This is a genomic window from Streptomyces canus, assembly GCF_041435015.1.
GTDB lineage: Bacteria > Actinomycetota > Actinomycetes > Streptomycetales > Streptomycetaceae > Streptomyces > Streptomyces canus_G.
Genome location: NZ_CP107989.1, coordinates 7,075,106 through 7,098,463, shown reverse-complemented (window position 1 = coordinate 7,098,463; position 23,358 = coordinate 7,075,106). Strand labels below are relative to the sequence as shown.

The window sequence follows — 23,358 nt, the reverse complement described above, 5'->3', positions numbered from 1 at the left end:
CCACGAAATGATCAGCCGGAGATTCCGGCGGCGAGCAGCTCCACGAAGCCGATGTCCTCGTTGGCCACCCCGAAGACCTCGGCGCGCAGCAGGGTCCGCTCCGCCCAGGCGCGATGCGGCTTCACTTCATTCATTTTGTTCGTGTACTGCGACCTCAGCACCCCGCCACCACCGCGCTCGGGCCGCAGGATGTCCTGCGCGTCACTGAACTCCTCGTGGCTGACCACGGACAGTGCGTGCACCGGCAGTACGTGGGAAGGGTGGATGCAGGTCTTGCCGAGCAGGCCGTTGGCCTGGTCGAGGGTGATCTCGCGCAGCAGGCCGTCCATGGCGTGCTCGATGAGCGCCTCGCGCAGTTCCTCGGCCTGTCCCTCCAGGAAGGGGCTGCGGCGCAGCTGCGGCTTGAACATGCGCTCCTGGACCCGGAAGTACTCCCAGACCGGCCCGGTCACGGTGAAGCCGGTGCCGTCGGCGCGGCCCAGCATGTTCACCACGTCGGCGATCACGGAGGCGACGATCTGGACGTCCCAGGCGGTCATGTCGGGGGCGCGGCGCAGGCCGTAGGAGGAGCAGAAGTCGGTGACGCCGAGGCGCAGCGCCAGAACCCGGTCGCGGTACTTGTCGACCGCGCGCGCGATGCCCTCCAGGGTCTCTACGCGCGTCTCCCGGTAGAGCAGCTCCGGAGACTCCAGCACGGGCATGGCGAAGAGCCGGTGGCCGCTCGCGACCTCGGCGCCGGAGAGGGCCTCCAGGAAGGGGATGCCGCGCTCCTCGGTGAACTTCGGGAGCACGAATCCGGACAGCAGCCGGACGGCGGGACCGAGCCGTCGTACGAGATCGGGGATCTGCTCGGGGTGGCGGACCCGGATGAAGAGCAGGGGCAGGTCCACCTGCCGGTCCGCGAGGTCCGTGAACTGCCGGACGAGGTTCTCCTCGCCCTCTGCGACGTCGTCGTCACCGATCGAGTCTTCCAGGCACAGCACCATCGAGACCACGCCGCGTCCGGTCTGCTTGACGATGTCGTCGGCGAGCCGCGGCCGCGTGGCCGGACTGTAGAGCGTGGCGCCCAGGGCCGCGGAGAGCAGCCGGGCCGAGGAGTCCGCGGTGAACTCGCAGGGCTCCTGGTGGAAGAGGCGCTGACGCACCTCAGGGGCGATGTGCCCGAAATGACGCATATGACTCCCCCGTGGCAGCTGTGCCGCCTGTGAACCGATCACAGGTGGCCGGTAATAGTACGTAGGTACCCATGTCCGAGGTTCCCACCGGGCATGAATTTCAGGTAACGCAGACAAACACGACCTTGTCGACACCGGTACGACATGAACCGGTGTCCCGCACCCCCGCGTTGTCGTGATCAGGACCGAGAGGGCAGGATGACCGCATGACGCACGCCATGCTGAAAGGGTCGAACGTCCCGCTGGAAGCCACCACGGTACGCGCTGTGCTGCGCTGGGCGCCCGGGCAGGGGGTCCCGGTCGTCGATGCCTCGGCGCTCCTCCTCGGTCCCGACGGTCGTGTGCGATCCGACGAGGACTTCGTCTTCTACAACCAGCCCCGGCACCCCTCCGGGAAGGTCTGGCTCCTCGGCAAGAAGCGCGTCGCCGAGGGCCCCACCGACACGATCCAGACAGATCTGACCGGTGTCGAGCCCGACGTCAGCCAGATTCTCCTGGTCGCGTCGGTGGACGACGCGTCGGTGGACAACGCCACCTTCGGCCGCGTGCAGGGCCTGCGCATCCTGTTGTACGACGCCTCGGTCGCCGACGGCGAGCCGCTGCTCTACTTCGACATCAAGCCGGAGACGGGCGAGGAGACCGCCCTGATCTGCGGCGAGCTGTACCGCCGCGGCGAGGGCTGGAAGTTCCGCGCCCTGGGCGAGGGCTATGTGGAAGGCCTCCAGGGCCTGGCCACGGACTTCGGCATCGTGGTGGACGAGTCCGACTCCGCGGAGACCCCGCCCCAGCCCGAGGCCACGTCGTTCCCCCTGCCCCCGGAGCAACCGGCCCAGTCGGCCGCCTCGGTCCCCACTCAGCCGGCCTACGGCTACCCCCAGCAGGCGACTCCGGCGACAGCCCCCGTGGCGGCGGCGGGGTACGGCTACCCGCAGCCGGTGACTCCGGTACCGGCGGCGGAGTTCCGTATGCCGCCCCAGGGGCCGCAGTTCATCGGACGGTAGCGGCCCTCACCGGTCGGCCTTCGCCTTGTAACCCCGCCCCCACTGAAGCCCCCACCCGTACAGCCGGTCCAGCTCGCCCTGGAACCCGTACACGAACTGCACCTCGCGCCGCACGATGAGCTCGCCCTTGACGTTCTCGATCATCACGACCGCGCAGGACCGGGCCTGAGGGTGCCGCTCGTCGAGGCCTATCTCGATCCGCGGCCCATTGCTCGGATACAGCGTCACGATGGCGTGCGTACGGTCGAACGCCGGCGTCTGGTCGTAGATGTACACGAAGACCAGCAGCCGCTTGATCTGGTCCCGGTGATCGAGGTTGACGTACATCGTCTCGCCGGACGCCGACCCGAACCGGTCGTCCCCACTGAGCTTCACGTACGGCGGCGCGTTCACGTCCCCCAGTAGCCCGCCGAGCGGCTGGACGACGCCCTTGGTGCCGTCGGCCAGCTCGTACAGGCACCCCAGGTCGAGGTCGACGTTGACCATGCTCTGGCTGTGCCCGAGGACCTCCGGCGGCCTGAGCGCCTTGAAGGGGTGCCGCAGCAGCGACTCCCGCTGTGAGCCCCCGATGTCGGAGGTCCGCATCCGCCAGGTCAGGTTGACGCGGAGGTTCCCGGTCGCCGCGCCCTGCTTGGTGAGCGAGACCCGGTTGTGCCGCTTGGTCAGTTCGATCGCGTTGCTGGCCGCGCTGCCCGAGTCGAAGTCGACCTCGCGGCCGCCCCGGAGTCCGTCCAAGAAGCCCATTCCCGCCCCCATGTTCACTTTGGAGAAAACCGGCGGGGCGGCCGGAGGCCGGCCGCCCCGCTCAGAGCGTTCCTCACCGGGAAGGGTGTCACACCCCGGACGAGACCTCAGTCTTCTCGTCCGAGCCCTCGGCTTTTCCCTCGGCGGCCGCCAGTGCCTTGTTGCGGCGCACGGAGGACAGGAAGGACCAGCCGATCAGGAGGACACCGACGAGACCGGTGATGATCTCGTGGATCTGGTACTGGATGGTGACCATGAGGATCACCGCGAGGGCGCCGATCGCGTAGTGGGCGCCGTGCTCCAGGTAGACGTAGTCGTCGAGGGTGCCCTGGCGGACCAGGTACACGGTCAGGGACCGGACGTACATCGCGCCGATACCGAGACCCAGCGCCATCAGGACGATGTCGTTGGTGATGGCGAACGCGCCGATCACGCCGTCGAAGGAGAACGAGGCGTCGAGAACCTCCAGGTAGAGGAACATGAAGAAGGCGGCCTTGCCGGCCATCAGGACCGCCGACTTGGGCTTGCCCTCGCGCTCGGCCTGTTCCTCCTCCTCGTGCTCGCGTTCCTCGTCCTCTTCGAGCTTGTCCTCGAAGTAGCCGGAGAGACCGCCGACGACCATGTAGGTGATCAGACCCGCGATGCCGGAGATCAGGACGGTCTGCGCCTTGTCGACATGCGTGCCGCCGTGCTGATGGGCGTGGGTCGCGAAGGTGAACGCGGTGACCAGCAGGACGACCAGCGCGATGCAGACCGACAGCATGTCGACCTTGCCGAGCTTGGCCAGCGGCCGCTCGATCCAGCGCAGCCACTGGATGTCCCGGTCCTCGAAGATGAAGTCCAGGAAGATCATCAGCAGGAACATGCCACCGAACGCGGCGATCGCCGGGTGCGCGTCGGTGACCAGCTCCTGGTAGTGGTCCTTGTTGTTGAGGGCGAGGTCGACCGCCTCGATGGGCCCCATCTTGGCGCTGATCGCGACGATCACGACGGGGAAGACCAGCCGCATGCCGAACACGGCGATCAGGACACCGATCGTGAGGAAGATGCGCTGCCAGAAGGCGTTCATCTTCTTCAGGATTCCGGCGTTGACCACCGCGTTGTCGAACGACAGGGAGATCTCGAGGATGGAGAGGATCGCCACGACACCGAAGCCCTCCCACCCCCCGTAGAGGACCGCAGCGACCAAGCCGAGCGCGGTGACCGCGAACGACCAGCCGAAGGTTTTGAGAACCACTGGCTACCCAATCCGTACGTGTACGGGGGACCCCCGTGCCGCACTCGGCTTTACGAAACTTTGAAGCGAAGTGTAGTCGGGCGCCCTCGAGGCCCCACCCTGCCCCGGCTTTTGCTCATATCGCGTTATGAGACGTTGACTCCGAAGTCGAGAGCGATGCCCCTGAGGCCCGACGCGTAGCCCTGCCCCACCGCCCTGAACTTCCACTCGCCCTGGTAGCGGTAGAGCTCGCCGAAGATCATCGCGGTTTCGGTGGAGGCGTCCTCGGAGAGGTCGTAGCGGGCCAGTTCCTGGCCATCGGCCTGGTTGACCACGCGGATGAAGGCGTTGCTGACCTGACCGAAGGTCTGGCCGCGGTTGTCGGCGTCGTGGATCGACACCGGGAAGACGATCTTGTCGCACCGGTCCGGCACCTGGGAGAGGTCGACCAGGATCGACTCGTCGTCGCCCTCGCCCTCACCGGTGAGGTTGTCGCCGGTGTGCTCGACCGAGCCGTCCGGGCTCTTGAGCTGGTTGTAGAAGACGAAGTACTCGTCACCCAGGACCCGCCCGCTGCTGCACATCAGGGCGCTGGCGTCGAGGTCGAAGTCGGCTCCGGTGGTGGAGCGCGCGTCCCAGCCGAGTCCGACCATCACCTGGGTGAGGTTGGGGGCGGCCTTGGACAGGGAGACGTTCCCTCCCTTGGCGAGCGTGACGCCCATGTGCTGTTCCCTCCCCGAGAGTGTGTTTCTGTGCTGTTCCTGCACGTCCGGCGCCGCACGCAAACCGTGCGGCGCCGGACGAAGAGAGCCGGGGCCGGTCCGAGGGCCCGCCCGGTGGACAGCTCCTAGACGTTGACGCCGAAGTCCTGGGCGATCCCGCGCAGGCCCGAGGCGTAGCCCTGGCCGATGGCGCGGAACTTCCACTCCGCGCCGTTGCGGTAGAGCTCGCCGAAGACCATGGCGGTCTCGGTGGAGGCGTCCTCGGAGAGGTCGTAGCGGGCGATCTCCGCCTCGCCGGCCTGGTTCACGACGCGGATGAACGCGTTGCGCACCTGGCCGAAGGACTGCTGGCGGTTCTCGGCGTCGTAGATCGAGACCGGGAAGACGATCTTGTCGACGTCGGCCGGGACCGCGGCGAGGTTGACCTTGATCTGCTCGTCGTCGCCCTCGCCCTCACCGGTGATGTTGTCGCCGGTGTGCTCGACCGAGCCGTCCGCGCTCTTGAGGTTGTTGAAGAAGACGAAGTTGGCGTCGCTGGCGACCTTGCCTGCCGAGTTCAGCAGCAGTGCGCTGGCGTCCAGGTCGAAGTCGGTGCCGGTCGTGGTGCGGACGTCCCACCCCAGACCCACGATGACCGCGGTCAGGCCGGGGGCCTCCTTGGTCAGCGATACGTTGCCGCCCTTGCTGAGGCTGACTCCCACGAGTCCTCCATAGGTTTGCTGGTTGAGATGCTGCCGGATCAACGATTCGATCCTAGTGACGGGTTCCCGGACCACGCAGTCCCTGGAGGCGAACAATCACAGGGTGTCGAGCGCCTTCACGTACTCGTTCAGGTCACGGGCGTCCGGCAGGGCGTTGACGACGGTCCAGCGGACCACGCCCTCCTTGTCGATGACGAAGGTGCCGCGCACCGCGCAGCCCTTGTCCTCGGCGAAGACACCGTAGGCGCGGGATACCTCGCCGTGCGGCCAGAAGTCGCTCAGCAGCGGATACTCCAGGCCCTCCTGCTCGGCGAAGACGCGCAGGGTGTGGATGGAGTCGTTGGAGACGGCGAGCAGCTGGGTGTCGCGGTCGGAGAACTGCGGCAGGTTGTCACGCAGCTCGCACAGCTCACCGGTGCACACGCCGGTGAAGGCGAAGGGGTAGAAGAGCAGCACGACGTTCTTGCTGCCGCGGAAGTCGGACAGCTTCACGGCCCGGCCGTGGTTGTCCTTGAGCTCGAAGTCGGGGGCCTTTTCGCCGACCTGGATCGCCATCGCGTGGATGTCCCTTCGGGAGGCTGTTCGAGTGACGCAACCACCCTACGCAGCGATCACCACGGGTATGCGGACGGGCCGGTCGCGCCGGCCCGTCCGGTCCCACAGGGCTACTTCTTGGACTTGGCCGCCTTGGGCGTCACCAGCCGGCTGCCGCTCCAGTCCTTGCCCACACTGACGCTCTTGGAGGCGGACAGGCCTGCCGTCGTCGCGGCTTCGGAGATGTCGCTCGGCTCCACGTAGCCGTCCCGGCCGGTCTTCGGCGTCAGCAGCAGGATCGAGCCGCCCTCCTCGATGTACGTGGTGGCGTCCACCAGCACATCGGTCAGGTCGCCGTCCTCGTCACGGAACCAGAGCACCACGGCATCGGCGACGTCGTCGTAATCCTCGTCCACAAGGTCGCTGCCGATGACTTGCTCGATGGCCTCGCGGAGTTCCTGGTCTACGTCGTCGTCGTAGCCGATCTCCTGGACCACCTGCTCGGGCTGGAACCCCAGCCTCACGGCAGGGCTCGTCTCCGCGTGGTCCGCGGTCGCGCTCACGGGTTGCCTCCTGATCATGTCTTGATGATGGTCTCAGCCACGCGCGTGCGCGAAGCATTGGCCGTAGTCCACACGGGCGGGGCGGATCGCGCAAGTACCCGGCGTTTCAGACCGCCGAAACGGTGACGTTCCGGAACGTGTCGACGCAACTCCAGGCACATCATCGCGGTCACGTCGTGACACATGCCACACCTTTCTGCCCTCTTTGCGTGTTTGGGAACCATACCCGGGCGCGGAGCACCGGGTTACCACGGAGTAGAGATGACGTTTGGCCCCCCGAGGTACACGATGGGGAGCGGTGCAGGCATACAGAAATACGGCCCTCTGACAGGTAAGGAACAGCGTGGCTTCCGGATCCGATCGCAACCCGATCATCATTGGCGGCCTTCCGAGTCAGGTTCCTGACTTCGATCCCGAGGAAACCCAGGAGTGGCTCGACTCCCTCGACGCCGCCGTGGACGAGCGCGGCCGGGAGCGGGCCCGCTATCTGATGCTGCGGCTCATCGAGCGGGCCCGCGAGAAGCGCGTGGCCGTGCCGGAGATGCGCAGCACGGACTACGTCAACACGATCCCCACCAGGGCGGAGCCGTTCTTCCCGGGCAACGAGGAGATCGAGCGGAAGATCCTGAACGCCACCCGGTGGAACGCGGCCGTGATGGTCTCGCGTGCCCAGCGTCCCGGGATCGGCGTCGGCGGCCACATCGCCACCTTCGCCTCCTCCGCGTCCCTCTACGACGTCGGCTTCAACCATTTCTTCCGTGGCAAGGACGAGGGCGACGGCGGCGACCAGGTCTTCTTCCAGGGCCACGCCTCCCCGGGCATCTATGCGCGCGCGTTCCTGCTGGACCGGCTCAGCGAGGACAACCTCGACGGCTTCCGCCAGGAGAAGTCGAAGGCCCCGCACGGACTGTCCTCGTATCCGCACCCGCGGCTGATGCCGGACTTCTGGGAGTTCCCGACCGTGTCGATGGGCCTCGGCCCGATCGGCGCGATCTACCAGGCGCGGATGAACCGTTACATGCACGCGCGCGAGATCGCCGACACGTCCAAGTCCCATGTGTGGGCGTTCCTCGGCGACGGCGAGATGGACGAGCCGGAGTCGCTCGGCCAGCTGACCATCGCCGCGCGCGAGGGCCTGGACAACCTGACCTTCGTCGTCAACTGCAACCTGCAGCGCCTCGACGGCCCGGTGCGCGGCAACGGCAAGGTCATCCAGGAGCTGGAGTCGGTCTTCCGGGGCGCCGGCTGGAACGTGATCAAGCTGATCTGGGACCGCACCTGGGACCCGCTGCTCGCGCAGGACCGCGACGGCATCCTCGTCAACCGGATGAACACCACCCCGGACGGCCAGTTCCAGACGTACGCCACCGAGTCCGGCGCCTACATCCGCGATCACTTCTTCGGCGACGACCACCGCCTGCGCGCGATGGTCGAGGGCATGACCGACGACCAGATCCTGCACCTGGGCCGCGGCGGTCACGACCACAAGAAGATCTACGCGGCGTTCAAGGCGGCCGTGGAGCACAAGGGCCAGCCGACGGTCATCCTCGCCAAGACCGTCAAGGGCTGGACGCTGGGGCCCAACTTCGAGGGCCGCAACGCCACGCACCAGATGAAGAAGCTGACGGTCGACGACCTCAAGGGCTTCCGCGACCGGCTGCACCTGCCGATCTCCGACAAGGAGCTGGAGTCGGGCGCACCGCCCTACTACCACCCGGGCCGGGACTCGGAGGAGATCCAGTACATGCACGACCGCCGACTGGGTCTCGGCGGTTACGTCCCGACGCGTGTCGTGCGCTCCAAGCCGCTCGCGCTGCCGGACGACAAGACGTACGCGACCGTGAAGAAGGGCTCGGGTCAGCAGTCGATCGCCACGACCATGGCGTTCGTACGGCTGCTCAAGGACCTCATGCGGGACAAGGAGCTCGGCAGGCGGTTCGTGCTGATCGCGCCGGACGAGTACCGCACCTTCGGCATGGACTCGTTCTTCCCGAGCGCGAAGATCTACAACCCGCTCGGGCAGCAGTACGAGTCGGTCGACCGTGAACTGCTGCTCGCGTACAAGGAGTCGCCGACCGGGCAGATGCTGCACGACGGCATCTCGGAGGCGGGCTGCACGGCCTCGCTGATCGCGGCGGGTTCGGCGTACGCGACGCACGGCGAGCCGCTGATCCCGGTGTACGTCTTCTACTCGATGTTCGGTTTCCAGCGCACCGGCGACCAGTTCTGGCAGATGGCGGACCAGCTGGCGCGCGGTTTCGTGCTGGGCGCGACCGCGGGGCGTACGACTCTGACCGGTGAGGGGCTGCAGCACGCGGACGGGCACTCGCAGCTGCTCGCCTCGACCAACCCGGGCTGTGTGGCGTACGACCCGGCGTTCGGTTTCGAGATCGCGCACATCGTGCAGGACGGTCTGCGCCGGATGTACGGCCCGGACAGCGAGGACGTCTTCTACTACCTCACCGTCTACAACGAGCCCATCCGGCACCCGGCCGAGCCTGCGAACGTGGACGCCGAGGGCATCATCAAGGGCGTCTACCGGTTCTCCGAGGGCACTTCGGGGTCGATCCCGGCACAGATCATGGCCTCCGGTGTGGCCGTGCCGTGGGCGGTCGAGGCGCAGAAGATCCTCGCCGAGGAGTGGAACGTCAAGGCGGACGTCTGGTCGGCGACCTCCTGGAACGAACTGCGGCGCGAGGCCGTGGCCTGCGAGGAGTACAACCTGCTGCACCCGGAGGAGGAGCAGCGGGTGCCGTACGTGACGCGGAAGCTGGCCGGGGCGCAGGGGCCGTTCGTGGCGGTGTCCGACTGGATGCGCGCGGTTCCCGACCAGATCGCGCGGTGGGTGCCGGGTACGTACCAGTCGCTGGGGGCGGACGGCTTCGGCTTCGCGGACACCCGGGGTGCGGCGCGGCGGTTCTTCCACATCGACGCCCAGTCGATCGTGGTGGGTGTGCTGACGGAGCTGGCGCGGGAGGGCAAGGTGGACCGCTCGGTGCTGAAGCAGGCGATCGACCGGTACCAGTTGCTGGACGTCTCGGCGGCTGACCCGGGGGCCGCGGGCGGCGACGCGTAACCGCTGCGCCCGGCCGGAACGGACGAAGGGCGGTGGAGCTGTGCTCCACCGCCCTTTACCGTTTCCTTACGATGCGGTCATGAAGGAACAGTCAGCGCAGGTCCGTTGGGAACAGCACACCCAGCGGCCCCTTCTGGCGCTCGCGGTGCTGTTCGCCGTGGCCTATGCCGTGCCGATCGTGGACACCTCGGCGGGACGGTCGTTGACGGCGGTGTGCACGGTGGTCGAGTGGGTGGTGTGGGGGGTCTTCGCCGTCGACTACCTCGTGCGGTTGTCGCTCGCGCGGGAGCGGCGCGCATTCGTACGGCAGCACTGGATGGACCTGTGTGCCGTGGTGGTGCCGCTCATACAGCCGCTGCGGCTGCTGCGGCTGGTCTCCACCCTGCTGCTGGTGGGACAGCGGGCGCGGATGACCTCGCAGATCCGGGTGACGACGTATGTGGCCGGGGCGGTCGTGGGACTGCTGATGTTCGGGTCGCTGGCGGTGCTCTCGGTGGAACGGGACGCGCCGAACGGGAACATCCGCACGTTGGGTGACGCGGTGTGGTGGTCCTTCACGACCATGACGACCGTGGGCTACGGCGACCACGCCCCGACCACCGGACTGGGCCGGATGGTCGCGGTCGGGCTGATGCTCTCCGGGATCGCCCTGCTCGGTGTGGTGACCGCGAACATCGCCGCGTGGTTCATCGAGCGGTTCGAGAAGGACGACGTGGAGGAACGCCGGCAGACGGAGGCGATCCAGGCCCTGACGGAGGAAGTACGGGCCCTGCGCGCGGAGGTCGCGGCCCTGCGGAAGACGTCCGTCGGCGGCTGACGGGGCCTGGACCGGCCCGAACGGGACGACCGGAGCGGACCGGACGCGCTGACCAACCGACCGGGTGGCCCCGGGGCGAGCCAGTCGCGGACGCCCACGACGAGGCCGAGGACGATCCCCCTACAGGCGGAGGGGCAGGGCGCCCCTGCGGGCGGAGGTCGCGGCCCTGTGCAGGCCATCCGGCCGGACACGGGCATGGGCGGGCCCCCGGTCGTCCCACCGGGGGCCCTTCCCTCACGCGCCCCGGGTCAGAACAACCCGCTGCCCGGGGTGGCCGCTCCGACGAGCCAGATGATCGCCAGGAGCGTGTCGATGGCGCCCAGTACGAAGGCGACCAGAGCAGGCCAGGCACGGTTGCCGCCCGACCAGGTGCGGCCCATGGCGAGCCAGCCGCAGACGATCGCCACGGGGCCGAGGATGATCCCCAGCACGAAGAATCCCGCGATCGCGCAGATGACTCCGATGATTCCGAGCGTCGCGCGATCCGGCCCGGTCCGTGACCACGTCCGGCCACGTGATCGGGGGTACCTGCGCGTTCCGTGTCCGAAGCCCGCCATCATCAACTCCCTGACACCCTTGGTTGGTTGGGTTCGTCTCGGGTTCAACGATGCGAGTACCCCGGTCTCGGCGGTTAATCCTCCGGCCTTGCGGCGCGCCGCCCCCCTCCGGCAGCGCGCCGCAGCGCCGTCCGTCCTCCGCATCGCACGAGCGTGCCGTGCGGAGGGCTTGACTTACTGTGACCTGCGGCGCGTACCGAGGGCGAGAAATCTTTAGCCTCTTCACCCTGATAGGCGAAGAACACTGACGTCCCGTCAGGTGCCGGATCAGGCGTCAGATGTGCCCCACACCCGCGCCCGCCTCCGCGTTCGCGCCGCGCTTGGTGAGCAGGGCGACGAACACCGCCACCACCGCGACCCCCGCGGCGACCAGGGACGCCAGGCTCATGCCGGAGATGAAGGTGTCATGGGCGACGTCGGTGATCTTCGCGACGATCGCCTCCGGGGTCCCCTTGGCGACCGGGGGCACGCCCACCTGGACCGCCTCGGACGCCTGGTCCAGCTGAGCCGGCGTGAGCGCCGGGAGACCCGCGCCGTTCCAGTTGGCCGCGAGGTCGCCGTCCACCTTGGAGGCCATCACGGCGCCGAGGACGGCCGTACCGAGGCTGCCGCCGATCTGCATCGCGGCCTGCTGGAGACCGCCGGCCACACCGGAGAGCTCCATCGGCGCGTTGCCCACGATGACCTCGGTGGCGCCCACCATCACGGGTGCGAGGCCGAGACCCAGCAGGGCGAACCAGAGCGACATCACGGCGCTGCCGGTGTCCGTCTCCAGCGTGGACATCCCGAACATGGCGATCGCGACGGACGCCATGCCGCCGGCCAGGGGCACCCGCGGGCCGAGCTTGGTGATCATGGCGCCCGCGAGCGGGGAGCCCACGATCATCATCCCGGTCAGCGGGAGCAGGTGGAGACCGGCGTCGATCGGGCTCATCCCGTGCACGTTCTGCAGATAGAAGGTCACGAAGAACAGGCCGCCCATGAACGCGATCGCCATCAGGACCATGAGGACCACACCCGCCGACAGCGCCACCGAGCGGAACAGCGCGAGCGGGATCAGCGGCTCCTTGACCTTCGTCTCCCAGACGGCGAACAGGAGGAACCCCACGAGGGACACGGCGATGAAGGTCCAGGTCAGTCCGTCGCCCCAGCCCCAGGTCGGGGCCTTGATGAGCGCCCACACCAGGCAGAACATGGCGGCGGACAGCAGGGCTATGCCCAGGATGTCGAAGGAGCGCGGGGCGTTCTCGGCGCGGTGGTCGAGCAGGATCAGCACGCCGAGGACGAGGGCGAGGACACCCACCGGCACGTTGATGAAGAACACCGACTGCCAGTTGACGTGCTCGACGAGGACACCGCCGAGGATCGGGCCGCCGGCGGTGGAGGCGCCGATGACCATGCCCCAGATGCCGATGGCCATGTTGAGCTTCTCGGCCGGGAAGGTGGCCCGCAGCAGACCGAGCGCGGCCGGCATCAGCAGGGCGCCGAACAGTCCCTGGAGGACGCGGAAGGTGACGACCGCGGCGATGCTGCTGGACAGTCCGATCGCACCCGAGGCGGCGGCGAAGCCGACGACACCGATCAGGAAGGTCTGGCGGTGACCGAAGCGGTCACCGAGCTTTCCCGCGGTGATCAGGGCGACCGCCAGCGCGAGGAAGTAGCCGTTGGTGATCCACTGGACGTCCGCGAAGCTCGCCTTGAGGTCGGCCTGGATGGCCGGGTTGGCGATGGCCACGATGGTGCCGTCGAGGGCCACCATCATGACGCCGACGGCCACGGTCAGAAGGGTGAGCCACGGGTGGCCGCGCAGGCCCGCGGCGGGCGGCTGATCCGACGGGGACTGTGACGCCCTGTCCTCCGGCCCCGTCGTATCGATGGTGGTCTGACTAGTCATAGTGTTCGAGGCTAGTGACAGCCACTGACAATTGACAAACCAATTCACAAGTCGGTAACTGACACCAATGGAAACTCTGCGCGAACGCAAGAAGCAGCGCACCCGAGAGGCACTGCTGCGGGTCGCCATCGAGCTCTTCACCACCGAGGGCTACGAGCGGACGACCGTCGACGACATCGCCGACGCCGTCGGGGTCTCGCAGCGCACCTTCTTCCGGTACTTCGCCGGCAAGGAGGACGCGGCGCTGGCGCTCGACGAGATGACGGTGACGCGCTTCGTCGACGCCGTACGCGCGCGTCCGTCGCACGAACCCCCGCTGGAGGCGCTGCGCCAGGCCGTACTGGAGGGCTGGGACACGCTGCACGAGGTCGTCGAGTCGGTCGTGCCGGTGGCGCGCTTCCTGGCCATGTACCGGGTGATCGAGTCGACACCCGTCCTGCTCGCCGCCCATCTGCGGCGCTCGGCGGAGGTCGAGGAGGTGCTCACGCGTGTGCTCGCCGAACGCGAGGGCCTCGACGCGGCCACCGACCCGCGACCCAGACTGCTGGTGGCCGTCTTCAGCGGTGTGATGCGGGTGACGGAACGGCAGTGGCTGACCGACGGGGAGTTCAGTCTGGAGGCCATGCGCGCGTTGACGGTCTCGCACCTGGAGCTGCTCGGCCCGGCCCTGACCGGCAAGTGGTTCTCTTACACCAAAACGTGATCCCCGTCACTGGATTAACCCGAGACCGTCCCGTTCTCCTAGTGTGTCCTTTCAGTGACTTCCTTCGACACCTCCCCGCAACTCAACGTCTGGCGCGCACTGCTCGCGCTGGCCGTGGTGTTCGTGATGCTGGCGACCACCGGCTGGACCGCGCTGCGCAACCAGAGGGAGGCCACGCCTCTCCAGGCCTCGCTCGAGTCCTGGGCGGACGGTCGCCTGCACGGACACCCGCTGCCCGACCCGGACACCGCCCCCGACCGGCTCACGCGCTTCTTCGCCTCGCTCACCTCCCAGGAGCGGGTCCACCTCGCCCAGCGCTACCCGCTCGCGGTCGGCAACATGAACGGCGCCCCCGTCACCCTGCGCTACCAGGCCAACCGCCTCGCGCTCCTGCAGGCCCGTACCGTCGAGCGCAGCCGCATGCACGACACCCGGCTCACGCCGGCCGGTCAGCAGGAGGCGGGCCGCCGTATGCACCGCTTCGAGTCGCTGACGGCTCCGGAGCGCCACATCCTCGCCTTCGACCCCGACGGCTCCGGCCGGGTCGCGGAGGTCTTCGGCGATCTCGGCACGGCCGAGCGGATCTCCCTCGTCGTGCCCGGCGTCGACACCGACCTGCTCACCTTCCAGCGCACCAGCCGCAGTTACTCCGCGCCGGTCGGCATGGCCAAGGCCCTCTACCAGGCCGAACGTGCGGCGAGCCCTGCCACGCGTACGGCGGTGATCGCCTGGGCCGACTACACGGCACCCGCCGGACTCGGCATCGACTCGGCCACCGCGATGCGCGCCGAGACCGGCGCCGTCCGGCTGAACGCGCTGGTGCGCGCACTGCCCGGCGCCTCGCCGGTCTCCCTGTTCTGCCACAGCTACGGCTCCGTGGTGTGCGGGGTGGCCGCGCGCACACTGCCCGACCGGGTGGCCGACATCGCGGTGGCCGGCAGCCCCGGGATGCGGGTCGCCAACGCCTCCCATCTGCGTACCACCGCCCATGTGTGGGCGATGCGGGACGCCGACGACTGGATCCAGGACGTGCCGTACATGGAGGTCGGTGGGCTCGGCCACGGCGCCGACCCGGTGTCCTCCGCGTTCGGCGCGCGCGTGCTGTCCGCGCGGGGTGCGGACGGTCACGCCGGTTACTTCGAGCCCGGAACGGAGAGCCTGCTCAACTTCGCCGAGATCGGCATTGGCGCATACCGCTCAGTGCACTGCGCCCACGAGGACGAAGCCTGTCGCGCCGGTTTGTCCGGCACGGCCACGGCCGGACGCGCGTAGAGACTGCAGGAACTGCGGTCTGCGCGAGGAGGGGACGAAGAAGCTCGTGCCGAATACGATGACCCGCATGGGTGACGTACTGGCCGGATTTCATGCCGCCTGGGAGTTCGAGTCCGACTCCGTGCTCATCCGCTACGAACGGGGGATTCGAACACCGAAGCTCTTCCAGGCGCTGGGAGAGCGGCGGATCCCCCTGGAGGCGATCTCCGGGGTGACGCTGACTCCCGGCAAGCGGGGCACGGTGGTGTTGCACGCCGAGCCGCGACCGGGGGCGGATCCGCTCGTGGAGGCGGCGGCGGGGCAGCTGAAGGAAGGGTGCGATCCGTACCGGCTGGTGCTGCCGGGCGACAAGGAGACGCTCGCCGAGTACTACGCGGACGAGTTGCGCACGCTCCTGAAAGAGGACGACGAGCCGGCCGAACGATTCCTGGTGCCGGCGCCCGAGGTGCCGTTGCAGTTCAAGGCGTACGACGGGAAGGCGTCCTTCGACGGCCGTACCGTGCACTTCCGGTGGTTCTGGACGGGAGCGTCCTCGGCGAAGTGGAAGGCCGGCGACCAGAGTTTCCCGGTGTCCGAGCTGACCGGGGTGGAGTGGCGGTCGCCGGAGGTCTTCGAGGGGCATCTGCGGCTGCTGCGCGGGGAGCCGGGGCCGGTGCAGGCGGATCAGGATCCGGCGGCGGTGGTGTTCGGGCTCGGGTACGGGCCGGTCCATGAGTCGCTGCCGTTCGCGGCGGCGGTCCTGGCCGCCGTACGCCGACGGGGGCCCGCGGCGGCGGTCCCGGCCGCGACCGCGCCGCGCCGGGACCCCGCCGACATCGCCGAGCGCATCCGCCACCTCGGAGAACTGCACCAGGCGGGCCTGGTCACCGACGAGGAGTTCTCCGTGAAGAAGGCGGAGTTGCTGGCGGAGCTCTAGCTCACTCCCGGCCGGCGGACGAGAACCGCATGTCCGCGTACCGGTCGCCCGCCACCTGTGCCGCGATCGGCTCCAGGAGCTCCAGCTCCTCCTTGGTGAGCTCGATGCCCGTCGCCGCCGCGTTCTCCGCCACCCTGCCGGGCTTGCGGGTGCCCGGGATCGGGATCACCGGGAGGTCGTGCACCGCGCTCTGCTGCTGGACCCAGGCCAGGGCGACCTGGCCCAGGGAGACTCCGTGGGCCTCGGCGACCGTACGGATCGGCTCCAGCAGGGCCGCGTTCGCCGTCGCGTTCTCGCCCGTGAAGCGGGGCTGCTGGCGGCGGAAGTCGTCGGCGGTGAGGTCCTTGTCGGCGTTGGTGAAGGACCCGGTGAGGAAGCCGCGCCCGAGCGGCGAGTACGGCACGAGCGCCACGCCCAGCTCGCGGGCCGCCGGGACCACCTTGGCCTCGATGTCACGGCTGAACAGGGACCACTCCGACTGCACGGCGGCGATGGGGTGCACCGCCTGCGCCGCACGCAGCTCCGCGGCGGTGACCTCGCTCAGGCCCAGGTGCTTGACCTTGCCCTCGCGCACCAGCTCGGCCATGGTGCCGACGGACTCCACGATCGGCACGTGCACATCGCGCCGGTGCATGTAGTAGAGGTCGATCGCCTCGACGTCGAGGCGCTTCAGGCTCGCCTCGACGGCCTGGCGGATGTACGGCGGGTCGTTGCGGATGATCCGCCGGGTCGGGTCCTCCGGCGGGATCGACAGGGCGAACTTGGTGGCGATCACGACCTCGTCGCGGTGGGCCTTGAAGAACGGGGACAGGAACTTCTCGTTCTCCCCGTTGCCGTAGGCGTCCGCCGTGTCGTAGAGCGTGATGCCTAGTTCCAGCGCCCGCTCCAGGGTGGCCCGGGACTCCTTCGCGTCCGTGGGGCCGTACGCGAAACTCATGCCCATGCAGCCGAGTCCCTGGGCTCCGACCTCGGGACCGGTGTCGCCGAGCCGTGCGGTCGGGATGGTGCTGTCCGTCATCCTGCCTTCTCCGTTTCGTAGGCGCGACCGGCGTCGGCGTAGAAGCTGATCTTCCGGTCGAGCACGGCGAGCGTGTCCTGGAGCTCCGCGATCCGGGACAGGACGTCCCGGCGGGTCGTCTCCAGGAGCTCGAACCGTTCGGTGAACGTGTGGTCGCCCTCCCGCACCAGTTCCGCGTACCGCACCATGTCGGCGACCGGCATGCCGGTGAGCCGGAGCTTGCCGACGAGGTCGAGCCAGTCGAGGTCGCGGTTGCTGTAGCGACGCTGGCCGGTGTGCGAGCGGTCGATGTGCGGCATCAGGCCGATGCGCTCGTACCAGCGCAGGGTGTGCGCGGTCAGGCCGGTGAAGGCGACGACCTCGCTGATCGTGTAGCTGTCCTGTCCGGCCGGACGCCGGTGGGGGTGCGGCGGAGCCGCGCAGCTGTCGGTCCTGGTACCCGTGGTCTCCATCACCGTCATGACCCCAACGCTATGGCCTTGGAGTGCACTCGAAGCAAGCGGAACCGGTAAGAAATCGGCAGGACGGCTCTCGGGTGCGATCGCTAACGTGCGGTGCATGAGTCTCGTACGCCGTGCCACGACCGAGGACGCCGAAGAAGTACTGCGGCTGCGCCAGGTGATGATCGACGCTCTGCCCGGCGGCGACAGCTCCACAGCGTGGCACACGGAGGCGCTGCCGTCGCTGCGGGGGAAGCTGGCCGAGGCCGACGGCGACTTCGCGGCCTTCGTCGTCGACCACCCGGACCGGCCGGGGATGCTGGCGGCACTGGTGGTCGGGACGGTCGACTACCGGATCGGGAAGGCGGCCAATCCGCACGGCCTGGCCGGGTACGTCTTCAGCGTCGCCACCGACCCGGACGCGCGTCGGCGCGGCTACGCGCGCGCGTGCATGGACGAACTGCTGGCGTGGTTCCGCGAGCGGGGCGCCGGTCAGGTCATGCTGACCGCGTCCCCGGAGGCCGAGCCGCTCTACGTCTCCCTCGGCTTCGTCCACAAGCCGGACCCCACGATGATGCTGAAGCTCTGAGCGGCTAGGGCCTGTCCGGCGGATCAGGCCGACTGCGAGCAACGGTGCCTGATCAGTGCAGGTGAGCGGGGTCTGGTGCGTGCAGCTGCAAGGCGGAGGAGGGAGTCGACGCGGAGCGTCGGCGAGGGACGACAACGCCGCTGGGGGTCCCCCCACGCCTTTTGGGCAGTGGGGGAGTGCGTACCAGACCCCGCGACGTCGGCATGATCCGCCGGACAGGCCCTAGTCTCGACGGCATGTCCTTGCAGAGCCTCGCGTTGATCGAAAACTGGCCGGTTCCCACCGCCGCGGCAGGGGTGGTGCGCGGTGACGGCACGGTCCTCGGTATCCACGGTCCTGTCGACCGGCGCTTCCCGCTGGCCTCGGTCACCAAGCCGCTCGCCGCGTACGCCGTCCTCGTCGCGTACGAGGAGGGAGCGATCGAGCTCGACGAGCCGGCCGGGCCGAGCGGATCGACGGTGCGTCATCTGCTCGCGCACACCTCGGGGCTGGCCTTCGACGAGCACCGGGTGACGGCTGCTCCCGGGGAGCGGCGGCTGTACTCGAACGCAGGGTTCGAGCAGCTCGGCGACCATGTCGCCAAGGCGACGGACATCCCGTTCGCGGAGTATCTGCGGCAGGCGGTGCTCGAGCCACTGGGCATGGCGTCGACGTCCCTGGAGGGTTCCCCCGCGAAGGACGGTGTGTCGACGGTCGAGGATCTTCTCCGGTTCGCGGCGGAGGTGCAGGCGCCACGGCTGCTGGACCCGCGCACGGTCGCGGAGGCGATGACGGTCCAGTACCCGGGCACGAAGGGCGTGCTCCCCGGCTACGGCCACCAGAACCCCAACGACTGGGGCCTCGGCTTCGAGATCCGCGACGGCAAGTCCCCCCACTGGACGGGCTCTTCGTCCTCCCCGCGCACCTTCGGGCACTTCGGCCAGTCCGGCACGTTCCTGTGGATCGACCCGGACGCGGGGGCGGCCTGTGTGGCGCTGACCGACCGCGCGTTCGGACCGTGGGCGGTCGAGGCGTGGCCGGCGTTCACCGACGCCGTGCTGGCAAGCCTCTAGGACATCTCCCACACCAGCAGCTCGGCCGGGGTCGCCGCCACCAAATCCCGTTCCTTGGCGTCGGTGACCCGGGCCGCGTCGCCCGGCCCCAACTCCTCGCCGTCCAGCCGCACTTCGCCCCGCACGACATGGACGTACAGATACCGCCCGTCCGGCACCGCGGTCCGCTCCCCCGCGGCCAGCCGCCGCACGTGGAGCATCGCGCCCGCCTCCGGGACGGCGTACGGCGTGGAGTCGGCGATCCCGCGGACGATCTCGTACGCCGGCTCACCGCCCGGCTCCAGGGGCGCCAGCCAGGTCTGCACGAAGGTCAGCGGGGTCTCGGCGTCGTTGCGCTCGATGTGCCGGACGCCCGCGGCGGCGCTGAGCCGCTGGACGTCACCGGCGCGTACGACCGTCTCGTGCCCCGTCGAGTCCCGGTGCGTCAGCTCCCCCTCGACCACCCACGTCACGATCTCGGTGTGGCTGTGCGGATGCTCGTCGAACCCGGCGCCGGGCACGAGCCGTTCCTCGTTGCAGGCGATCAGCGCGCCGAAGCGGAGGTTGTCGGGGTCGTAGTGCGGCCCGAACGAGAAGGCGTGCCACGACTCGATCCCGGCCCCGGGATCCCCGCCTGGGTAGCGCTCCGTCGCGCGCCGTACGTCCGTCACGGGACCACGGTAGTCCCCGGGGTGGGCCGCAGTCGGTACCCGGCGGCGCGCGTTGACGTCCGGATAAGGCAGTCTTGTCCCCGTGCCCGAACCCGAACACCGCAAGTCCGACCCCGACGCGCCCGGCGTCCACGCCCATGTCGCGACCCTGAAGCGGCTGGAGAAGTCGTCCGGGTCTCTCGCGCAGCAGGCCATCGCGCGCATGGACGAGACGCTGCCGTGGTACCGGGCCATGCCTCCGGAGAACCGTTCCTGGATCGGGTTGGTCGCCCAGGCCGGTATCGCGGCCTTCACCGAGTGGTTCCGGCATCCGGACGCCCCGCAGGCCATCTCCACCGACGTGTTCGGGACCGCTCCCCGTGAGCTGACCCGGGCCATCACGCTCCGCCAGACCGTGGAGATGGTCAGGACGACCATCGAGGTCATGGAGAGCGCGATCGACGAGGTCGCCGCCCCCGGTGACGAGTCCGTGCTGCGCGAGGCCCTGCTCGTGTACGCCCGCGAGATCGCCTTCGCCACCGCCCAGGTCTACGCCCAGGCCGCCGAGGCACGCGGTGCCTGGGACGCCCGGCTGGAGTCGCTCGTCGTGAACGCCGTGCTCAGCGGTGAGGCCGACGAGGGGGCCGTGAGCAGGGCCGCCGCGCTGGGCTGGAACGCTCCCGAGCATGTGTGCGTCCTCCTCGGCACCGCTCCCGACGGCGACTCCGAGCTGACCGTCGAGGCCATCCGACGGGCCGCCCGGCACGCCAAGCTCCAGGTGCTGACCGGAGTGCTCGGCTCCCGACTGGTCGTCATCGCGGGCGGCAGCGACAACCCCCTCGCCGTGGCCAAGTCCCTGATCGGGCCTTATGCGGCCGGACCCGTGGTCGCGGGGCCCGTCGTACCCGATCTGCTCGCCGCCACCCGGTCCGCGCAGGCCGCCGCCGCCGGGCTCAAGGCGTGTTCCGCCTGGCAGGACGCTCCGCGCCCGGTCCTGGCGGACGACCTGCTTCCGGAACGCGCGATGGCCGGGGATCCCAGTGCGCGCCAGCAGTTGGTGGAGGAGATCTACAGACCGCTGGAGGAGGCCGGTTCCGCGCTCCTGGAGACGCTCTCCGTCTACCTCGAACAGGCGTCCAGTCTGGAGGGTGCGGCCCGGATGCTTTTCGTGCATCCCAACACCGTGCGCTACCGGCTTCGACGTGTGACTGACGTCACCGGCTGGTCGCCCTCCGATGTACGTTCGGCGTTCACCCTGCGGATCGCGCTCATCCTGGGGCGTCTGGCCGACGGAGATCCCCAGCCCTAGGCTTTTGTCGGGGGCCCACAAAACCCCTCCATGTTCTTCGTCCCTGTCCCCACGGGCGGCTTGGGCCGCCCTCAAGAGAGAGTGTGAGAGTGCTCGTACTCGTCGCTCCCGGCCAGGGCGCCCAGACGCCCGGCTTCCTGACCCCCTGGCTCGAACTCCCCGGTGCCGCGGACCGCGTCGCCGCGTGGTCCGACGCCATCGGCCTGGACCTCGCCCACTACGGCACACAGGCCGACGCGGACGCCATCCGTGACACCGCGGTGGCCCAGCCGCTGCTGGTCGCGGCCGGGATCCTGTCCGCCTCGGCACTCGGTGCCATCACCGACATCGCCCCCGGCGCGGTCGCCGGGCACAGTGTCGGTGAGATCACCGCCGCCGCCTTCGCGGGCGTTCTGGACGACACCGCCGCGCTCACCCTCGTACGCAGGCGGGGTCTGGCCATGGCCGACGCCGCCGCGATCACCGAGACCGGCATGTCGGCGCTGCTCGGCGGCGACCCCGAAGTCTCGGTCGCGCACCTGGAGAAGCTGGGTCTGACCCCGGCGAACGTCAACGGCGCGGGGCAGATCGTCGCCGCGGGCACGCTGGAGCAGCTCGCCGTGCTGAACGACGACAAGCCCGAGGGCGTCCGCAAGGTCGTCCCGCTCAAGGTCGCCGGCGCCTTCCACACGCACCACATGGCTCCCGCGGTCGACGCGCTCGCCAAGGCCGCCGCCGACCTGGCGGCAGCCGACCCGACGGTCACCTACGTCTCCAACAAGGACGGCCAGGCCGTCGCCACCGGCGCCGAGGTGCTGGAGCGACTGGTCGGGCAGGTCGCCAACCCGGTGCGCTGGGACCTGTGCATGGAGACGTTCAAGCAGCTCGGCGCCACCGCGTTCATCGAGGTCTCCCCCGGCGGCACGCTGGTCGGCCTCGCCAAGCGCGCGCTGCCCGGCGTCAAGACGCTGGCACTGAAGACCCCCGAGGACCTCGACGCTGCTCGCGAGCTCATCGCCGAGCACGGTGCCTGAGAAGGAGCACGAGAGCATGTCGAAGATCAAGCCCAGCAAGGGCGCCCCGTACGCGCGCATCCTCGGTGTCGGCGGCTACCGCCCGACCCGGGTCGTGCCGAACGAGGTGATCCTCGAAACGATCGACTCGTCCGACGAGTGGATCCGCTCGCGCTCCGGCATCCAGACCCGGCACTGGGCGAACGCCGAGGAGACCGTCGCCGCGATGTCGATCGAGGCGTCCGGCAAGGCGATCGCCGACGCCGGGATCTCCGCCGAGCAGATCGGCGGCGTGATCGTCTCGACCGTCTCGCACTTCAAGCAGACCCCGGCCGTGGCGACCGAGATCGCCGACAAGCTGGGCACGAACAAGGCCGCCGCCTTCGACATCTCGGCGGGCTGCGCGGGCTTCGGCTACGGCCTCACCCTCGCCAAGGGCATGATCGTCGAGGGCTCGGCAGAGTACGTCCTCGTCATCGGTGTCGAGCGGCTGTCCGACCTGACCGACCTGGAGGACCGCGCCACGGCCTTCCTGTTCGGCGACGGTGCCGGCGCGGTCGTCGTGGGCCCCGCCCAGGAGCCGGCCATCGGCCCCACCGTCTGGGGCTCCGAGGGCGACAAGTCCGAGACGATCAAGCAGACCGTGGCGTGGACCGAGTACGACTCCACGGGCAAGTTCCCTGCGATCACGCAGGAGGGCCAAGCGGTGTTCCGCTGGGCCGTGTTCGAGATGGCGAAGGTCGCCCAGCAGGCGCTGGACGCGGCCGGGATCGCCCCGGACGACCTGGACGTCTTCATTCCCCACCAGGCCAACGAGCGGATCATCGACTCGATGGTGAAGACGCTGAAACTGCCGGAGCACGTCACGGTCGCGCGTGACGTGCGCACCACCGGCAACACCTCGGCCGCCTCGATCCCGCTCGCCATGGAGCGGCTCCTGGCGACCGGCGAGGCGAAGAGCGGCGACACCGCGCTCGTCATCGGATTCGGGGCGGGTCTCGTCTACGCCGCCACTGTCGTTACCCTCCCCTAGGCACTCCGTGCCGGATCACCCGGTCCGGGACGGGAAGCACTGCCAACCCTCTGGATAAGAAAACGAAGGAGCGCCAAATGGCCGCCACTCAGGAAGAGATCGTCGCCGGTCTTGCCGACATCGTGAACGAGATCGCCGGCATCCCGGTTGAGGACGTCCAGCTGGACAAGTCCTTCACCGACGACCTGGACGTCGACTCGCTGTCCATGGTCGAGGTCGTCGTCGCCGCTGAAGAGCGCTTCGACGTCAAGATCCCGGACGACGACGTCAAGAACCTCAAGACCGTCGGCGACGCGACCAACTACATCCTCAAGCACCAGGCCTGAGTCCCCCGGGCTCCGTCAGGAGCCCTCCAGGCCGGACGTGCCGGCCCCGCCACCCGGCGGTGGCGCCGCTTAATCCTCG

The 23,358-nt window shown here is 69.1% G+C and carries 24 protein-coding genes; 12 read left to right on the top strand and 12 right to left on the bottom strand.

Annotated features, from left to right (window positions below):
• Nucleotides 1–11 precede the first annotated feature (11 nt).
• Nucleotides 12–1,175 (bottom strand): HpcH/HpaI aldolase/citrate lyase family protein, encoded by a 1,164-nt coding sequence (locus OG841_RS32385; RefSeq protein ID WP_266565292.1) that lies wholly within the window; start codon nucleotides 1,173–1,175, stop codon nucleotides 12–14.
• 206 nt (nucleotides 1,176–1,381) lie between these two features.
• Between OG841_RS32385 and OG841_RS32380 the strand changes: the two genes are divergently transcribed.
• Nucleotides 1,382–2,176 (top strand): TerD family protein, encoded by a 795-nt coding sequence (locus tag OG841_RS32380; protein ID WP_365117403.1) that lies wholly within the window; start codon nucleotides 1,382–1,384, stop codon nucleotides 2,174–2,176.
• Between the two features lie 6 nt (nucleotides 2,177–2,182).
• Here the strand turns inward: OG841_RS32380 and OG841_RS32375 are convergent, their stop codons facing one another.
• The 6 genes from OG841_RS32375 to OG841_RS32350 all read right to left on the bottom strand — a co-directional run bounded on the left by OG841_RS32375 (nucleotide 2,183) and on the right by OG841_RS32350 (nucleotide 6,656).
• Nucleotides 2,183–2,920 carry a TerD family protein gene (locus OG841_RS32375; RefSeq protein WP_328638154.1) on the bottom strand — a complete coding sequence of 246 codons (738 nt, stop codon included), beginning with the start codon at nucleotides 2,918–2,920 and terminating at the stop codon, nucleotides 2,183–2,185.
• A gap of 88 nt (nucleotides 2,921–3,008) precedes the next feature.
• A complete protein-coding gene (locus OG841_RS32370; protein WP_328638155.1) occupies nucleotides 3,009–4,157 on the bottom strand; it encodes a DUF475 domain-containing protein in 1,149 nt (382 codons plus the stop codon).
• A gap of 125 nt (nucleotides 4,158–4,282) precedes the next feature.
• The gene (locus OG841_RS32365) at nucleotides 4,283–4,858 is read right to left on the bottom strand and encodes a TerD family protein (protein WP_326668915.1); all 576 of its coding nucleotides are present in this window, start codon (nucleotides 4,856–4,858) and stop codon (nucleotides 4,283–4,285) included.
• A 125-nt stretch (nucleotides 4,859–4,983) separates the two neighbouring features.
• On the bottom strand, nucleotides 4,984–5,559 hold the full coding sequence (locus OG841_RS32360; RefSeq protein ID WP_030323468.1) for a calcium homeostasis/redox stress adaptation protein: 576 nt from the start codon (nucleotides 5,557–5,559) through the stop codon (nucleotides 4,984–4,986).
• A 96-nt stretch (nucleotides 5,560–5,655) separates the two neighbouring features.
• A complete protein-coding gene (locus OG841_RS32355) occupies nucleotides 5,656–6,114 on the bottom strand; it encodes a peroxiredoxin (RefSeq protein WP_057615270.1) in 459 nt (152 codons plus the stop codon).
• A 110-nt stretch (nucleotides 6,115–6,224) separates the two neighbouring features.
• The gene (locus tag OG841_RS32350; protein ID WP_020116104.1) at nucleotides 6,225–6,656 is read right to left on the bottom strand and encodes a DUF3052 domain-containing protein; all 432 of its coding nucleotides are present in this window, start codon (nucleotides 6,654–6,656) and stop codon (nucleotides 6,225–6,227) included.
• Between the two features lie 343 nt (nucleotides 6,657–6,999).
• On the opposite strand from OG841_RS32350, the gene aceE reads away from it, so the two are divergent.
• Nucleotides 7,000–9,732: a pyruvate dehydrogenase (acetyl-transferring), homodimeric type gene (aceE, locus tag OG841_RS32345; RefSeq protein ID WP_328638156.1), complete on the top strand. Its 2,733-nt coding sequence runs from the start codon at nucleotides 7,000–7,002 to the stop codon at nucleotides 9,730–9,732.
• A 79-nt stretch (nucleotides 9,733–9,811) separates the two neighbouring features.
• A complete protein-coding gene (locus OG841_RS32340; RefSeq protein ID WP_328638157.1) occupies nucleotides 9,812–10,549 on the top strand; it encodes a potassium channel family protein in 738 nt (245 codons plus the stop codon).
• 248 nt (nucleotides 10,550–10,797) lie between these two features.
• Here the strand turns inward: OG841_RS32340 and OG841_RS32335 are convergent, their stop codons facing one another.
• Both OG841_RS32335 and OG841_RS32330 read right to left on the bottom strand, forming a co-directional pair.
• The gene (locus tag OG841_RS32335; RefSeq protein WP_057615275.1) at nucleotides 10,798–11,109 is read right to left on the bottom strand and encodes a hypothetical protein; all 312 of its coding nucleotides are present in this window, start codon (nucleotides 11,107–11,109) and stop codon (nucleotides 10,798–10,800) included.
• Nucleotides 11,110–11,380: 271 nt separating this feature from the next.
• Nucleotides 11,381–13,000, bottom strand: coding sequence for an MFS transporter (locus OG841_RS32330; RefSeq protein ID WP_371567560.1), 1,620 nt, complete (start codon nucleotides 12,998–13,000; stop codon nucleotides 11,381–11,383).
• A 67-nt stretch (nucleotides 13,001–13,067) separates the two neighbouring features.
• On the opposite strand from OG841_RS32330, the gene OG841_RS32325 reads away from it, so the two are divergent.
• From OG841_RS32325 to OG841_RS32315, 3 genes are read left to right on the top strand one after another with little or no spacing between them, the layout of a single operon-like run.
• Entirely contained in the window at nucleotides 13,068–13,703 is a 636-nt protein-coding gene (locus OG841_RS32325; protein ID WP_328638159.1) for a TetR family transcriptional regulator, read from the top strand.
• Nucleotides 13,704–13,757: 54 nt separating this feature from the next.
• Nucleotides 13,758–14,975 (top strand): alpha/beta hydrolase, encoded by a 1,218-nt coding sequence (locus OG841_RS32320; protein ID WP_328638160.1) that lies wholly within the window; start codon nucleotides 13,758–13,760, stop codon nucleotides 14,973–14,975.
• Between the two features lie 58 nt (nucleotides 14,976–15,033).
• Nucleotides 15,034–15,891 carry a DUF4429 domain-containing protein gene (locus tag OG841_RS32315; protein WP_328643518.1) on the top strand — a complete coding sequence of 286 codons (858 nt, stop codon included), beginning with the start codon at nucleotides 15,034–15,036 and terminating at the stop codon, nucleotides 15,889–15,891.
• Nucleotide 15,892: 1 nt separating this feature from the next.
• Here OG841_RS32315 and OG841_RS32310 read toward each other — a convergent pair whose 3' ends face one another.
• Both OG841_RS32310 and OG841_RS32305 read right to left on the bottom strand, forming a co-directional pair.
• Nucleotides 15,893–16,909, bottom strand: a complete 1,017-nt coding sequence (locus OG841_RS32310; protein ID WP_328638161.1) for an aldo/keto reductase — start codon at nucleotides 16,907–16,909, stop codon at nucleotides 15,893–15,895.
• Complete coding sequence (locus OG841_RS32305; protein ID WP_326668906.1) at nucleotides 16,906–17,370, bottom strand: MerR family transcriptional regulator; 465 nt, start codon at nucleotides 17,368–17,370, stop codon at nucleotides 16,906–16,908. The genes OG841_RS32310 and OG841_RS32305 overlap by 4 nt, the downstream gene beginning before the upstream one ends.
• Nucleotides 17,371–17,467: 97 nt before the next feature.
• On the opposite strand from OG841_RS32305, the gene OG841_RS32300 reads away from it, so the two are divergent.
• Entirely contained in the window at nucleotides 17,468–17,938 is a 471-nt protein-coding gene (locus OG841_RS32300) for a GNAT family N-acetyltransferase (RefSeq protein ID WP_328638162.1), read from the top strand.
• Nucleotides 17,939–18,174: 236 nt separating this feature from the next.
• A complete protein-coding gene (locus OG841_RS32295) occupies nucleotides 18,175–18,990 on the top strand; it encodes a serine hydrolase domain-containing protein (protein ID WP_328638163.1) in 816 nt (271 codons plus the stop codon).
• Here OG841_RS32295 and OG841_RS32290 read toward each other — a convergent pair.
• Nucleotides 18,987–19,640 carry a pirin family protein gene (locus OG841_RS32290; RefSeq protein ID WP_328638164.1) on the bottom strand — a complete coding sequence of 218 codons (654 nt, stop codon included), beginning with the start codon at nucleotides 19,638–19,640 and terminating at the stop codon, nucleotides 18,987–18,989. The two genes, OG841_RS32295 and OG841_RS32290, sit on opposite strands and share 4 nt — an antisense overlap.
• An 82-nt stretch (nucleotides 19,641–19,722) precedes the next feature.
• Between OG841_RS32290 and OG841_RS32285 the strand changes: the two genes are divergently transcribed.
• From OG841_RS32285 to OG841_RS32270, 4 genes are all read left to right on the top strand, one after another.
• Nucleotides 19,723–20,928 (top strand): PucR family transcriptional regulator, encoded by a 1,206-nt coding sequence (locus OG841_RS32285; protein ID WP_306981937.1) that lies wholly within the window; start codon nucleotides 19,723–19,725, stop codon nucleotides 20,926–20,928.
• An 89-nt stretch (nucleotides 20,929–21,017) separates the two neighbouring features.
• Nucleotides 21,018–21,941 carry an ACP S-malonyltransferase gene (locus OG841_RS32280; protein WP_328638165.1) on the top strand — a complete coding sequence of 308 codons (924 nt, stop codon included), beginning with the start codon at nucleotides 21,018–21,020 and terminating at the stop codon, nucleotides 21,939–21,941.
• Between the two features lie 16 nt (nucleotides 21,942–21,957).
• Nucleotides 21,958–22,953, top strand: a complete 996-nt coding sequence (locus OG841_RS32275; RefSeq protein ID WP_328638166.1) for a ketoacyl-ACP synthase III — start codon at nucleotides 21,958–21,960, stop codon at nucleotides 22,951–22,953.
• A 77-nt stretch (nucleotides 22,954–23,030) separates the two neighbouring features.
• Nucleotides 23,031–23,279, top strand: coding sequence for an acyl carrier protein (locus tag OG841_RS32270; protein ID WP_159767134.1), 249 nt, complete (start codon nucleotides 23,031–23,033; stop codon nucleotides 23,277–23,279).
• Nucleotides 23,280–23,358: the final 79 nt, after the last annotated feature.

Bases quoted from the DNA above. Each gene is read 5' to 3' on its own strand.
- OG841_RS32385 (WP_266565292.1), bottom strand. From the start codon at position 1,175: ATGCGTCATTTCGGGCACATCGCCCCTGAGGTGCGTCAGCGCCTCTTC.
- OG841_RS32380 (WP_365117403.1), top strand. From the start codon at position 1,382: ATGACGCACGCCATGCTGAAAGGGTCGAACGTCCCGCTGGAAGCCACC.
- OG841_RS32375 (WP_328638154.1), bottom strand. From the start codon at position 2,920: ATGGGCTTCTTGGACGGACTCCGGGGCGGCCGCGAGGTCGACTTCGAC.
- OG841_RS32365 (WP_326668915.1), bottom strand. From the start codon at position 4,858: ATGGGCGTCACGCTCGCCAAGGGAGGGAACGTCTCCCTGTCCAAGGCC.
- OG841_RS32355 (WP_057615270.1), bottom strand. From the start codon at position 6,114: ATGGCGATCCAGGTCGGCGAAAAGGCCCCCGACTTCGAGCTCAAGGAC.
- OG841_RS32340 (WP_328638157.1), top strand. From the start codon at position 9,812: ATGAAGGAACAGTCAGCGCAGGTCCGTTGGGAACAGCACACCCAGCGG.
- OG841_RS32335 (WP_057615275.1), bottom strand. From the start codon at position 11,109: ATGATGGCGGGCTTCGGACACGGAACGCGCAGGTACCCCCGATCACGT.
- OG841_RS32330 (WP_371567560.1), bottom strand. From the start codon at position 13,000: ATGACTAGTCAGACCACCATCGATACGACGGGGCCGGAGGACAGGGCG.
- OG841_RS32325 (WP_328638159.1), top strand. From the start codon at position 13,068: ATGGAAACTCTGCGCGAACGCAAGAAGCAGCGCACCCGAGAGGCACTG.
- OG841_RS32315 (WP_328643518.1), top strand. From the start codon at position 15,034: ATGACCCGCATGGGTGACGTACTGGCCGGATTTCATGCCGCCTGGGAG.
- OG841_RS32310 (WP_328638161.1), bottom strand. From the start codon at position 16,909: ATGACGGACAGCACCATCCCGACCGCACGGCTCGGCGACACCGGTCCC.
- OG841_RS32305 (WP_326668906.1), bottom strand. From the start codon at position 17,370: ATGACGGTGATGGAGACCACGGGTACCAGGACCGACAGCTGCGCGGCT.
- OG841_RS32300 (WP_328638162.1), top strand. From the start codon at position 17,468: ATGAGTCTCGTACGCCGTGCCACGACCGAGGACGCCGAAGAAGTACTG.
- OG841_RS32295 (WP_328638163.1), top strand. From the start codon at position 18,175: ATGTCCTTGCAGAGCCTCGCGTTGATCGAAAACTGGCCGGTTCCCACC.
- OG841_RS32275 (WP_328638166.1), top strand. From the start codon at position 21,958: ATGTCGAAGATCAAGCCCAGCAAGGGCGCCCCGTACGCGCGCATCCTC.
- OG841_RS32270 (WP_159767134.1), top strand. From the start codon at position 23,031: ATGGCCGCCACTCAGGAAGAGATCGTCGCCGGTCTTGCCGACATCGTG.